The organism is Clostridium sp. N3C (assembly GCF_900095445.1).
Classification (GTDB): domain Bacteria; phylum Bacillota; class Clostridia; order Clostridiales; family Clostridiaceae; genus Clostridium_AU.
Map to the genome: position 1 here is coordinate 64,694 of NZ_FMJL01000008.1, position 14,597 is coordinate 79,290.

At 31.2% G+C, this 14,597-nt stretch carries 10 protein-coding genes; 9 read left to right on the forward strand and 1 reads right to left on the reverse strand.

Annotation, left to right across the window (positions count from 1 at the left end):
* Positions 1 to 3: 3 nt before the first annotated feature.
* From N3C_RS04490 to N3C_RS04525, 8 genes are all read left to right on the forward strand, one after another.
* Positions 4 to 1,542: a sensor histidine kinase gene (locus N3C_RS04490; protein ID WP_074364867.1), complete on the forward strand. Its 1,539-nt coding sequence runs from the start codon at positions 4 to 6 to the stop codon at positions 1,540 to 1,542.
* Positions 1,514 to 3,127 (forward strand): response regulator, encoded by a 1,614-nt coding sequence (locus N3C_RS04495; protein ID WP_074364868.1) that lies wholly within the window; start codon positions 1,514 to 1,516, stop codon positions 3,125 to 3,127. Before N3C_RS04490 ends, N3C_RS04495 begins: the two co-directional genes overlap by 29 nt.
* The gene (locus N3C_RS04500) at positions 3,117 to 4,184 is read left to right on the forward strand and encodes a sugar ABC transporter substrate-binding protein (protein WP_074364869.1); all 1,068 of its coding nucleotides are present in this window, start codon (positions 3,117 to 3,119) and stop codon (positions 4,182 to 4,184) included. The genes N3C_RS04495 and N3C_RS04500 overlap by 11 nt, the downstream gene beginning before the upstream one ends.
* Before the next feature lie 197 nt (positions 4,185 to 4,381).
* Positions 4,382 to 5,482 carry a sugar ABC transporter substrate-binding protein gene (locus tag N3C_RS04505; RefSeq protein ID WP_074364870.1) on the forward strand — a complete coding sequence of 367 codons (1,101 nt, stop codon included), beginning with the start codon at positions 4,382 to 4,384 and terminating at the stop codon, positions 5,480 to 5,482.
* A 145-nt stretch (positions 5,483 to 5,627) separates the two neighbouring features.
* A complete protein-coding gene (locus N3C_RS04510) occupies positions 5,628 to 7,148 on the forward strand; it encodes an ATP-binding cassette domain-containing protein (protein ID WP_074364871.1) in 1,521 nt (506 codons plus the stop codon).
* A 58-nt stretch (positions 7,149 to 7,206) separates the two neighbouring features.
* The gene (locus tag N3C_RS04515; protein ID WP_074364872.1) at positions 7,207 to 8,382 is read left to right on the forward strand and encodes a sugar ABC transporter permease; all 1,176 of its coding nucleotides are present in this window, start codon (positions 7,207 to 7,209) and stop codon (positions 8,380 to 8,382) included.
* Between the two features lie 150 nt (positions 8,383 to 8,532).
* Positions 8,533 to 10,194 carry a ribonuclease J gene (locus N3C_RS04520; RefSeq protein WP_074364873.1) on the forward strand — a complete coding sequence of 554 codons (1,662 nt, stop codon included), beginning with the start codon at positions 8,533 to 8,535 and terminating at the stop codon, positions 10,192 to 10,194.
* Positions 10,195 to 10,416: 222 nt separating this feature from the next.
* On the forward strand, positions 10,417 to 11,925 hold the full coding sequence (locus tag N3C_RS04525; RefSeq protein ID WP_074364874.1) for a DUF1846 domain-containing protein: 1,509 nt from the start codon (positions 10,417 to 10,419) through the stop codon (positions 11,923 to 11,925).
* Positions 11,926 to 11,981: 56 nt separating this feature from the next.
* Here N3C_RS04525 and N3C_RS04530 read toward each other — a convergent pair whose 3' ends face one another.
* A complete protein-coding gene (locus N3C_RS04530) occupies positions 11,982 to 13,445 on the reverse strand; it encodes an MFS transporter (RefSeq protein ID WP_074364875.1) in 1,464 nt (487 codons plus the stop codon).
* 179 nt (positions 13,446 to 13,624) lie between these two features.
* Here N3C_RS04530 and N3C_RS04535 point away from each other — a divergent pair, with 179 nt between their 5' ends.
* Positions 13,625 to 14,584 (forward strand): hypothetical protein, encoded by a 960-nt coding sequence (locus N3C_RS04535; RefSeq protein WP_143312597.1) that lies wholly within the window; start codon positions 13,625 to 13,627, stop codon positions 14,582 to 14,584.
* Positions 14,585 to 14,597: the final 13 nt, after the last annotated feature.

The window sequence follows — 14,597 nt, forward strand, 5'->3', positions numbered from 1 at the left end:
CTTATGAAACATAATATTTTTAAATTTTATGGCATGCGAAAAAAACTTATAATATATTTTCTTATGACCATAGTATTGTTGAGTTTCACCAGTATTTTCTCTTACTATAATGGAAGATCAATATTAAAGAATTCTAATGAAATTACTGAAGATTATATTTTTCTAAATGATTTAAAAACTAACCTTAATCTTATGACCACAGAGCTTGAACAATATCTTACTACAGCTTCATCAGATAATTTGCTTAATTATTACAATTACTATAATAAATTAAAGGAAGAAACAGCTCAAATTTCAACAACTATTGAATATGATTATGATAAATTACTTCTTAAGGATATAAAATTTATGTTGGAAGAGCTTATGTTAGAGAGCGATAAGGCTATAAAAGCAAAAGGGGGAAGAATTAGCAGTAAATATATTGCTCACTTTCAAAGAACACAAGAAATAAGCAATCACATTAAGTTATATGACAATATGCTTTTAGAAAGTAAGCTGAAGATAGGTTCTGAAAGGTATAAAAGTATAAATCAAAGGATGAATATTATAAGTTATGTTAATGTAGTCATAATTATTGCTTCTATTCTTGTAAACCTTTGCATAGCTCTTGTTTCTACTTATAAGCTAATGAAACCTATAACTCAGTTGTCCCAATCTGCAGAAAAGATTGCTGAAGGAGATTTTAATATTGAATTAACTCAAACTCATACCGGAGATGAAACAGATATACTTGCTAGTGCCTTTATAAAAATGGTTAAAAGTATAAAGGAATATATAAATGAATTAAAGGAGCATGTAGAGGTTGAAAAAAGACTTAAAGAGCAGGAAGTACAAAATCTAAAGATGCAAAGTTTATTAAAGGAAGCGGAATTAAAGTTCCTTCAATCTCAAATTAATCCACATTTTCTATTTAATACTTTAAATGCTGCCTCACAACTTGCCATGATAGAAGGGGCAGATAAGTCCTCGGAATTCATTGAAAATATAGCTCAGCTTTTCAGATACAATCTAAAAAGTATAGAGGAGCTTGTTCCATTAAGAGATGAGGTTGAATATGTAAATAATTATATGAATATATTAAAAAAGCGTTTTGGTAGTAGAATTTCTTTCTTTAGCCATATAGATGAAGAAGCTTTAGATGTTAAGATACCTCGAATAACCATACAGCCAATTGTAGAAAATGCATATATACACGGACTGCAAGATTTAGAGCGGGATGGAGTAATTGAGTTAAACATAAGAGCTTGTTTTAAGGATTTAATTATAGAAATTATTGATAATGGAAAGGGGATGGATGAAAACTGCATACAATCAATTATAAACTCAAAACAGGATAATAAAGGGGTAAAAGGTCATATTACTGGAATAGGTTTAAAAAACGTTTTAGAAAGATTGCAAATTTTATTTAATATATCAAATAAACAAGACTTAATAACTATTGACAGTAAGATAGGATATGGAACAAAAGTAACTTTAAGAATACCAAAAGTTATTGAAAGAAGGGAACCGATAAATGTTAAAAATATTGATTGTGGACGATGAATATTTGGTAAGGGATTCTCTAAAAATGATTATTTCAAAAAACATTAAAAATGTTGACTTCATTGACGTAGCAAGTAATGGAAGAGAAGCTATTGAAAAAGCTATTAGTTTTAAACCGGATATTATATTTATGGATATTCATATGCCCGGTATCGATGGTATGGAGGCCATAAGGCAAATAAGAAGCATAAATAAAGATACTTTATTTGTTATTCTTACCGCCTATGAGTTTTTTGATTATGCAAAAGAAGCCTTAAGTTTAGGGGTATCTGAATATTTGCTTAAGCCTATAAGTAAGAATAAGGTAATTGAAACAGTAGAACAATTAAGAAAAATTGTTGATGAAAAAAGAGATACCTTAATGAGAGAAATTCAACTAAAGGAAAGAATGAATAGTATGGTTCCCATGTTAGAAACTCAATTTATTACAAACAAGATTTTTAACATTGACACCCCTTATAAAATAGAATTTTATGAGAATGTCTTTGGCATGAATTTAAGAGAAGGATATGTGATGATACTGCTATATAAAGATAAAAAAGGTACAAAAAAGGAAAGAAATACTAAGCTCACTATAGAAAAACAACGGTTTTATGATATTTTTAGCATGAAACTTAAGTCTTTATGTAGCTCTTTAATAGGAAGCCCTATGCAGGATCGTATTGTGGCATTTATACCTACTACTAATTGGGAGAAGGGCTTTAGTCTCAAGCAAAAAGCAAAAGTAATAGCAGAAAAATTCAATGAAAAGATTGAGCACTTAACAGAACTTAATTATACCATTGGTATTGGTGGTAATTATGATATTGATAATTTTGAAAGGTCCTTCTATGAGGCCTATATTGCTGCCTCTGAACAAAGGGAACAAGCAGTAATTAGTTTTGACACTCTTCCTTATAATGATAATAAAATAGATAATTTTTCTACTCATAAAAATATGATTTTCTCAAATTATATATTAACAGGAAATATTGCAGAAGCTAAAGAAGTATTTGAAGAGATTTATCTTTGGCTCATTAGTGTTTATGGTGATGATATTTATAGAATAAAATCTAAAGTTTTAGATTTACTATTCATTATAGATAAAAATTTACCATATAATATTGAAGAAATATATGAGCTAAAAGATTCACATGTGCTAACAATCTTAAAGACTAATAATAAAGAAGAACTAAGAATTGAATTTTTAAAGTACCTTTCAGACATAGCTTTACATATACGGAATCAAAAGGCCAGTAATACAGATGGAATTATTCCAATGGTATTAGAATATGTGAATAAGAATTATAACAAGGAAATATCATTAAAAGATGTGGCAAACAGTGTAAACTTAAGCTACAATTACTTGAGCAAGATTTTTAAGGATGAAATAGGCAAGAGTTTTATTGATTATCTTACAGAATTGAGGATGGAGAAATCTATGAAACTGTTAAGTAATGGGAACTTAAGTATAAAGGAAATCTGTCAGCAAATTGGATATAATGACCCTAACTATTATTGTAAAGCTTTTAAAAAGCTGACCGGTAAGACTCCTAGTGAATATAGAGCCTTAGTAAGTAAGGCAGGTGAAAATTATGATAAATAAAAAAGCTATTAAAAATTTTATAATTATAGTTTTATTTATTATTTTGTGTGGGTTAGTGTACTTGATTTTTAAAAATATAGGTAAATCTTCAACTTCTAGTGTTGATAAAGATAATATAAGAGAAAAGAATAAAATCAAAATTGGATTTTCTCTTGGTACCTTGAAAGAAGAAAGATGGATCAGAGATAGGGATATTTTAATGGCAAAGGCAAAGGAGATGGGTGCAGAACTTATAGTACAAAATGCCAACAATGATGATCAGGACCAATTAAAGCAAGTGAAATATTTGCTGGATCAGAAAATCGATGTATTAATATTTGTACCTAATGATAACATTAAGTCTGCTAATGCGGTGGAAATGGCAAAGGAACAAGGGGTGCCTGTTATTTCCTATGATAGGTTGGTTTTAAATGCTCCTATAGATCTATACATTTCCTTTGATAATTTTAAGATTGGGGAATTAATGGCCAATGCATTACTTAAGTCAGAAAAACCAAAGAATCTACTAATAATTAATGGGGCAGAAAATGATAATAATACAAAGATGATTAAGGAAGGATATGATAAAGTGTTAGAGCCTTTCTTATCCAGCGGAGAAATAAATATTGTATCGGAGGAATGGTCTGCCAACTGGTTAAAGGAAACTGCCTTTAATATAGTAGATACTAAATTGCAGAAAGGTATTAATATAGATGGGGTCATAGCTGGCAATGATAGTTTGGCACAAGGGGTTATAGAGGCTTTATCTGAACATAGATTAACCAATAAGGTAAAGGTAGTTGGACAGGATGCAGATCTTAGAGCTTGTCAAAGAATTGTAGAGGGGAGTCAGTATGCTACCATATATAAACCTATAGAAAAACTAGCAGAATCAGCAATTGAAATGGCTTTGAAATTAGGTAAAAAAGAGTCTATTAATCTTGATGAAAGTATTTTTAATGGTAAATATACTGTACCCTATTATATCTTAACTCCAATTGCTGTGGATAAAAGCAATATGGAGGACACTATAATTAGGGATGGCTTTCATTTAAGAGAAGAGGTTTATAAGGAATAAATAATATAAATAATATAAATAATAGTTACAGACTGTATAGTTTTAAGGCAGTCTGTATTTTTTTATCGTAAAAAAATACTATTGTTGATTGTGATAAAAGTAAATAGTTAAAAAGTTACGGTAGTTAGGTAAACGTATACAGAGACAAAACGTTTTCAGCATGGGATAATTAAACCATAATAAAGGAGGGAAACAAAATGAAAAAAATATTATCAATACTAACTTTGACTATAATAGTTTTTGGCACAATGTTTTTCGCAGGATGCAAAAAAACAGGACAGGTGGACATTGGGGTAGTTCTTCCTACTAAGGATGAACCTCGATGGGTACAAGATGAGACTAGATTTAAGGAAGCAGTAGAACAAGCAGGGTATTCAGTAGAAATATTATTTAGCCAAGGTAATTCAGCTAGAGAAAAAGAAAATGTAGAAGCTCTAATTGCTAAAGGTATAAAAGTATTAATCATTTGTCCTCAGGACGGTACAGCAGCAGCTGCAGCAGTAGAAGCAGCTAAAAAAGAGGGGATTACAGTAATCGCTTACGACAGATTAATTACTGGTACTGATGCAGTAGATTACTATGTAACCTTTGATAGTATTGCTGTTGGAGAGGCTCAAGCTCAATATCTAGTGGATAAAGCTGGTGACACAAAGAATAATCCTTTATATTTGTATGCTGGTGCTTCTTCAGATAACAATGCATTCTTATTCTTTGAAGGTGCATGGAATGTATTACAACCTAAAATTAAGGATGGTACTTTTGTAATAAAAAATTCTAGTGAAGCAATAGCTTTACAAGATAAAGCAACACTTACTCGTGAGGAGTTAGGGAAAATACTTGGACAAGTAACTACAAACTGGGACTTTAATGAAGCTAAGAATAAGGCAGAAGCTCATTTAACAGCAGCTTCAGCAGCGGATAAAGGTAATGTATTTATTTTAGCTCCTAATGATGGAACAGCTCGTTCAATAGCAGATACCTTTGCAGCAGATACTGCAGTTAAAAGTTATGTAATTACCGGACAAGATGCAGAGAAGGCTTCAATACAGTATATAATTGATGGAAAGCAATCAATGACAGTGTTTAAAGATGTTAGAAATTTAGTGAAGGATGCCATAGATATGGCAAAGGCAGTATTAGAAGGAAAGACTCCAGAAACTACTGGAACTTATAATAATGAAAAAATAGATGTTAAAGCTAAGCAAACAGAAATTCAAGTTGTAGATAAAGAAAACGTTAAATCTGCTTTAATTGATTCTGGATATTATTCAGCATCAGATTTCAAAGGTTTACAATAAGGGTGTAATTTTACTGCTGAATAGTGATAGTTTAACCTATCACTATTCGGTGATAAATAAAGTTTACTATATAGTGTAAAGGTTTTTATAGATTTATCAACTTATTTTAGTAATTAAAGAATTTCCTATTAAGGAGAGATTCAAGATGAATGAATACATTTTAGAAATGAGAAATATTACAAAAACCTTCCCAGGAGTAAAGGCTTTAGATTCAGTAAATCTTAAGGTAAAAAGAGGAGAAATCCATTGTCTCATAGGGGAAAATGGTTCTGGAAAATCAACATTAATGAAAATATTAAGTGGAGTATATCCTTATGGAGAATATTCCGGGGATATAATTTATGACGGTGAAATACAAAAGTTTTCGCGTATTAGCGATAGCGAAAAAGTTGGAATAGCAATAATATATCAGGAGTTAGCTTTAGTTCCTGAAATGACTATATATGAAAATATATACTTAGGCCATGAAATAAAGAAGGGCAAAACAATAGATTGGAATGAGACTATAGTTCAAGCGGAAAAAATGCTGAAAAGAGTAGGCCTTGATATAAATCCATCCATTAAGGTTAAAGATTTAGGGGTAGGAAAACAACAACTTGTTGAAATAGCTAAGGCATTAAGTAAAAATGTTAAGTTACTAATACTGGATGAACCTACAGCAGCTTTAAATGAAATAGAAAGTGAAAATTTACTAAAATTAATAACAGAGCTTAAAAAAGAAGGGGTAACTTCTATATTAATATCTCACAAGTTGAAGGAAGTTACAGCGGTGGCTGATTCAATAACAGTATTAAGAGATGGTAAATTTATTAGCGCTATGGATGCTAAGGAAGGAACTATTTCGGAAAGCACTATAATTAAGCATATGGTTGGTAGAGAAATAGAAGATATATATCCTAAGAGACCTAATAAAAAATTTGGTGAAGTATTTTTCGAAGCAGTTAATTGGAGTGCCTATGATTACAATTTGGGTAGACAAGTCCTTAAAAATGTTAATTTTAAAGTAAGAAAAGGTGAAATAGTAGGCATAGCTGGTTTGATGGGAGCTGGACGTACAGAACTTGCATTAAGTATCTTTGGAAATTCTAAGGATTATAAAGTTGAAGGTGATCTGTATGTGGAAGGGAAAAAAGTAAATTTAAAAAGTGTAAAAGATGCTATAGAAGCTGGTATAGCCTATGTAACAGAAGATAGAAAGGGAAATGGCCTTATATTAATAGATGATATAAAGTCTAATATAAGCTTGGCTAATTTAAAAGCCATTTCAAAAAACGGAGTTATTAATAGTCATGAAGAAATAAATATAGCGAACGATTACAAGAAGTCCTTGAATATTAAGGCACCTAGCATAGAACAGAAAGTAGGAAATTTAAGTGGTGGAAATCAGCAGAAGGTATCTTTAGCAAAATGGATGTTTGCAAAGCCTAATCTTCTAATATTAGATGAACCTACTAGAGGTATTGATGTAGGTGCTAAGTTTGAAATATATACCTTAATGAATAAACTTGTAGCCCAGGGAATGAGCATAATCATGATATCTTCAGAATTACCAGAAGTACTTGGAATGAGCGATAGAATATATGTAATGGCAGACGGAAAGTTGGTTGGAGAACTATCACAAGAGGAGGCAACTCAAGAGAACATAATGGAGTTGGCAACAAATTAATAACCAATAAATAAAAAAAGCTAATCTTTAAGATATATATAGATAGGGGAGATTTAAGATGGAGTTACTTAAAGAAGCTAAACAATTAATAAAACAAAATATACGTGAATATGGAATGTATATTGCCTTAGTATTTATAATGATCATATTTTCAATAACTACCGGTGGACTATTTACTTCATCTAGAAATATTAGTAACTTAATTAACCAAAATGGTTATATAGCAGTACTGACCGTAGGTATGACTTTAGTATTAATAATCTGTAATATAGATTTATCTGTAGGATATGCCGCTGGATTTTTAGGAGCTGTGGCAGCAATACTCTTAACTCAATATAATTTACCTGTATTTGTAGTAGTTCCATTAGTTTTGATTTTAGGAATAATTATTGGATTATGCAACGGAATATTAGTAGGTAAGGTTAAAATACCGGCCTTTGTAGTTACTCTTGCTGGTATGATGATATTTAGAGGAGCCCTACTACTAATTACTGAAGGAACAGGTACTATAATAATTCCTAATAAGACATTTAATGCTATAGGAAATGGCTTTATACCTGATATAGTAAAGGGTAGTGACATTCATATTTTAACTCTTATAATTGGTGGTTTAGCTATACTATTCTATATTTGGAGCCAATTTAAGACAAGAAAAAATAATATTAAGTACAATTTCAAAGTAGTATCTATGAAAATGTTTATACTTAAAGTAACATTTATTTCAATTATCATTGCATACTTAACATGGATCTTAGCTAACTATAATGGACTTTCTTGGACAACAGTTGTAGTTGCTATTGTAGTTGCCATATATCATTTTATTACTAATAAAACTCAGTTGGGAAGACATATATATGCAGTAGGTGGTAACATTGAAGCTGCTAAACTTAGTGGTATTAATGTAAACAAGATAACCTATATAGTATTTGCGTCTATGGGTATGTTAGCTGCTCTTGCTGGAATCCTTTACACCGCTCGTTTGCAATCTGCTACTACTGTTGCTGGTACTGGTTTTGAAATGGATGCTATTGCAGCAGCCTATGTAGGTGGAGTATCTGCCGCTGGAGGAGTTGGAAAAATCACTGGATCCATAATTGGCGCCTTGGTTATAGCATCTATGACAAATGGTATGAACCTAATGGGAGTTGGTATACACTATCAATATATAATTAAGGGTTTGGTACTAGTAGTAGCAGTAGCCTTCGATATTCAAACACGTAAAAAGAGAAAATAACTATATATCCCTCCATGTCATATAATAAGCCTGGATTATTTCAGGCTTATTATTTTTTATATAAAAATATAATATATAGAATTAATAATCTTTTTTATAGGGAAAATAAATATAAATTAAATTATTATAGAAAGGCCGAGGGGATAGAAAATGGAAGGGCAAAGTATAAAAATAATACCTTTAGGTGGACTAGGGGAAATAGGAAAGAATATTACAGCTATTATGTATAAGGATGAAATAATGGTAATCGATTGTGGTGTAGCTTTTCCTGATGAAGAGATGTATGGTGTGGACTTGGTAATTCCAGATATAACATTTTTACTAGAAAATAAGGAAAAAGTAAAGGGCATATTTTTAACTCATGCCCATGAAGATCATATAGGTTCCTTACCTTATATTTTAAAGCAATTAAATGTACCGGTTTATGGAACTAAATTGACCTTAGGAATTGTTAAAACAAAGTTAGAAGAACATAATATGCTTTATGATTGTAAGTTAATAAGTGTTGAAGCCGGTGAAGTGGTAAAGTTATCAAATATCTATGTAGAATTTATAAGGAATACTCATAGCATAGCAGATTCCTGTTCTTTAGCCATTCATACTCCTTTAGGAATAATAATGCATACTGGGGACTTTAAAATAGACTATACCCCTATTGATGGAAAGGTTATGAATTTAGAAAGGATTTCCGCTTTAGGAAGAAAGGGTATTTTATTATTAATGGCGGACAGTACCAATGTGGAAAGAAGAGGTCACAGTATTTCTGAGCGAAGCATAGGAGATACCTTTCAAAAAGTCTTTGCTAGAGCAGAAGGAAGAATTATTGTGGCTACTTTTGCTTCAAACATACACCGAATGCAGCAAATTGTAGATGCTTCTATAAGATATGGTAGAAAGGTTGCCTTTGTAGGTAGGAGTATGGAAAATGTATCTAAGGTAGCCAGAGAATTGGGTTATTTATATATTCCTGAAACTACAGTTATAACTGCAGATGAAATAAATAATTATTCTAAGGAAAAGGTCACCATCATAACTACAGGTAGCCAAGGTGAACCTTTAGCTTCTTTAGCAAGAATAGCCTTTGGTAACCATAGAAAACTGAAAGTTGAAGAAAAGGATTTATACATTGTTTCAGCATCACCAATACCAGGTAATGAAAAGTTCATTTCAAAGGTTATAAATGAACTCTTTAGAAAGGGTGCCGATGTAGTATATGATGATATAGAGGAAGTTCATGTATCCGGTCATGCTTATCAGGAAGAATTAAAATTAATACACACTTTGGCTCATCCTAAGTATTTTTTACCGGTACATGGAGAGTACAGACACTTAAAAAGACATGCAGAATTGGCACAAAGTCTTGGAATGGATAAATCAAATATATTTATTATAGAAACTGGGGATGTGTTAGAGATTTCTGAGAAAGGTGCTATGAAAGCAGGAAGAGTTCCTTCAGGCATAGTTTTAGTAGATGGTATTGGTGTTGGAGATGTAGGAAATATCGTGCTTAGGGATAGAAAGAGCTTAGCTCAAGAAGGTATGTTTACTATTGTAGTTACAATAGAAAGGGAATCCTGCAGTATTATAGCTGGTCCAGATATAATAACTAGAGGTTTTGTATATGCTAAAGAATCAGAAGATTTAATTAGTCAAGCAAAGGAAATAGCTAAAGCTCAATTGGAAAAATGCTTAAGTGAACAGCTTTTAGAGTGGAGTATATTAAAAAATAATGTTAAGAAATCTGTTGAAAAATTATTGTATGAAAAAACAAAAAGAAGACCTACTATTATCCCTATAATTATGGAAATATAAATAGACATATTAGTTGACAATAGACATTAAAATTTCATGTCCGTTGTCAATTAATTTATTATAAGCAAGATTTAAAGGTGTATATCGACATAAAATTCATTTTAGAATCCAAATTATGTTGTTTACTTTAATATAGAAATGTGCAATAATTAAATATTGTTGATATAAATAAAAATATGGCAGAAGAAATAAATTAGATTCACTGGTGAAGGAGGTTTCCGGATGCGGATAGGATTTGATCATAAAAAATACATAGAAGAGCAATCAAAGTATATTCTAGAAAGAGTAAATAATTATGATAAATTATACTTGGAGTTTGGTGGAAAGCTTTTAGGTGATTATCATGCAAAAAGAGTTTTACCTGGGTATTATGAAAATGCAAAAATAGAGTTGCTATCTAAGTTGAAAGAGAAAGTAGAAATAATTGTTTGTGTATATGCAGGAGATATAGAAAGAAATAAAATTCGTGGGGATTTTGGAATTACTTATGATATGGATGTAATGAGATTAATCGATGACTTAAGAAGTTACGATTTAGATGTAAATAGTGTGGTAATTACAAGATATGATAATCAGCCTGCTGCTACCGTTTTTATGAATAAGCTTCTTAGAAGAGGCATAAAGGTATATACTCATAAGAGTATTAAAGGCTACCCTACGGATGTAGATGCTATAGTAAGTGATGAAGGTTATGGTAGTAATCCTTATATTGAAACTACAAAACCAATTGTAGTAGTAACTGCACCGGGACCTGGAAGTGGTAAGTTAGCAACTTGCTTAAATCAGCTTTACCATGAAAATAAGCGTGGCAAGGCTGTAGGCTATTCTAAATTTGAAACCTTTCCTGTATGGAATGTTCCATTAAAACATCCTTTAAATATAGCTTATGAGGCTGCAACGGTAGACCTTAAGGATGTAAATATGATTGACTCCTTTCATTTTGATGCCTATAATGAAGTGGCGGTAAATTACAATAGAGATATAGAAATGTTCCCTGTAATAAAGAGAATTATTGAAAAGATTACTGGAAAAGAATCCGTTTATAAATCTCCTACGGATATGGGAGTTAATAGAGTAGGTTTTGGTATAATTGATGATGAGGTGGTTAAGGAAGCTTCACGTCAGGAGATAATTAGAAGATACTATACAACAGCTTGCGAATATAAAAAGGGTTATATAGATGAGGAAGTATTCCAAAGATCAAAAATTATTATGGAGAGCTTGAATCTGAAAGAGGAAGACCGAAAAGTAGTTATGCCAGCTAGAGAGAGAGCCGCTACTCTGAAGAAAGAAGGAAATAAAAATGAAGTGTGTTCAGCAGTAGCTTTGGAGTTAGAAGATGGTACAATTATTACTGGTAAGGCATCAGATGTTATGTCTGCGGCATCAGCAGTAATTCTTAATGCTATAAAATACTGTGCTAATATTTCTGATAACATTTATTTGTTATCTCCAGTAGTATTGGAACCTATAATTAATTTAAAAACTAAGACTTTAGGAATTAAAAATGCACCTTTAAACTGCGAGGAAATTTTAATTGCTTTAAGTATTAGTGCAGCTACTAACCCAACAGCACAGGTTGCTTTAGAACAATTAGTAAAGCTTAAAGGTTGCCAAGCTCATTCCACTACCATATTAAGCAGAAATGAGGAACAGACCATCAAGTCTCTCGGAATAGATATTACTAGCGACCCAGAGTATCCTTCAGAAAGTTTGTATTATAATAGCTAAAATATAAATGAAAATCATTAAGAACAATAATTTATATAGCAAAAAGGACTCCTATTTTACATAGTGGAGTCCTTTTTATTTATGTTTTGATTAAGTCCTTTCTTAGCAATTTCCTTTTGAACTTTTGCAATTTTTTCCTTATTTAAGCCATACTTTTTCAGACTATTAATTGCCAGTATGAAGAAAATAATAGAACTTATACTTAAAACAAATCCCATTATATACTCATCAGTATGTGAGCTGAAATTAGTAACCAATAGTATATCCAATAAAAAACCAACCAACAATATTGCTACACTTTGTCCAACTTTATAAAGTAAAGTTAAACAACCGTAATAGGTACCTTCAGCTCTAACACCAGTTTCAAGCTCATCTGTATCTATAATGTCTGCAATCATAGACAAGGGTAAGGACATTAAGCCTCCTATACCAAAACCTGCCATTGCTGCGAAAGGTAGAAATACTAAGAAATTACCTTTAATATAATTCTTTAAGATAACTAAAATAATGAAGAGGCAACAGGCTATTATGCAAATTACTAAGGATTGTTTTAAAGCAGGTTTTTTATCTAGTCTTTTTGAGGTAATTGTCCAAAAAGGTTGTGATATCACACTAAAACCTAGTAACACAGCAAGTATAATAGATATTTCACCACTGGTTAATAAAAATACATGGGTGAAAACAGTCATACCTAAACCAGTGAGTAGAGCTGTTACTAAGTTGCTGTACATATAGGGAAAGGCTACTGCTCTAAAGTTTTTATTCTTTAACACTTCTAAAAAAGATTTTAACATCGAGGATACTTTAATTTTATCCGGTCTTTCTTCTATGTGTTCATTTAATATAGGAATATACTTCTTAGTAAAAAAGAAACAAACTAGTGCCAAAAGTAATATTATTAATGATGTATATAAGCCCATTACAGGATAAGAATTAGGATTGTCTTGTCCCATTGGATATTCCACTGTAGGTTTAAAGAATAATGCCAATACTGCTACAGAAGCAAAAGACAAACCTGCAAGGAAAAAGACAGTTTTTATACTCTGTATAGAGGTTCTTTCATTATAATTGGTAGTTAATTCAGCCCCTAAAGCTGTATAAGGAGTAATGTATATGGTAGAAAATGTCTTAATGGCAAAAAGACAAAAGAATAAGGTTAAGATTTTTACCTTATAAGACCAATGGGGAGATATACTCCAGAGCAAAAAATTAGATAAAGATAAACCAATGCTACCAATCAGTAAATATATATGTCTCCTACCCAGTCTTTTTGATCTAGTACAATCAGATATATATCCCATGAGAGGATCTGTAATAGAGTCCCATATAATACCTACACTAGTAGCTATGCCAACCAAACTTCCTGATATATTAAGTATATTTGTGCAATAAAAGACGAGAAAAACAGAAATAACTTGCATAGAAGTACCTGAACTAAAGTTTCCTATACCATAGGTAAACTTATCTAAAATAGGAATCTTTCTATGGCTCTCCTTACAAGATTGATGCAAATTTTTCAAACTAGCACTCCTAACTTGTGAATATTAACCCTTATATCCCATTTTAACATATAAAGATAATGCTGTAAAAGAATTATTTCATCATATAATGTGTAATTAATTTTTGCTTTAGTAGCTTCATTATATGCTTAGCACAAAAATAGACAACTTTTCATACTCTAAATTGAGGAGGGATAATGGTGATTGGCATATTAAGTTCTAACGATATGGAGGAAGAATATTCAAAGATTTTGCATTCTCTTTTTAAAAATTATAAAAGTTCCTATGACGAAGATATAGTTGTTTTTACAACTTTAAATATAAATCTACAAAAAATGGAGGTTGCCGGCACATTAATATCTCAAGATAAATTGCATACTGTACAAGTACCACTGCCTAGTATAATTTTTAACTTTAGTTTGCAGAGGGAATCTTCAGGTATAAAAGTACGGAAGGCATTAGAGGAAATGGAAGGAGTTACTCTTATAAATTATATAAATAAATTTGATCAATGGATGATTATGGATATGATTTCTTCCAATGATAAAGTAAAGAGCTATCTATTGCCTTACTTTATTTATGATAAGGCAAAAAGAGACTATAGGCCGGAGGAAGAGAAAAAGTATATAACTATGCCTTCTAGAGGAGCTAGTTTATCGAGAGTTATTTATGCTGAGCCGGATCCTGATCCAGAGTCTGATATAGTTAGAGGAAGCCAATATTTTAAGAAAGGGCATATCACCGATTATATTGATGCATCTCTTTGTCAAAGAAAATGGTTATTTATAGAAATCCCAGATATTGTATTGCACCATAATCATCCACTAGTTTGTAGAATTTATATGCAAAAGAGCAACTACAATAGATGGGATTTTTTAAAAAGGATTCTATACCCTGATCCAAATATGAAGGTACCAGATAATATAAATCTAAAACATGCAGAAAATGCTGCAAAGGATTTAATTAATGAAATTAATAATTTTTTACCATCTATAGGACATTGTTTTATAGATATGATATTCAGCCAAGAAGGTAAAGCATATTTCCTTCATTTAGGTGGATTAGATCAGTATTTCTTTAAAGTGCTATTAAGGGATGATATATCTAAAAAATTCTATAAGAATATTATTTCACTTTCTCGCTATTATAGGGCTACCTAAGAGGAGGAATAGG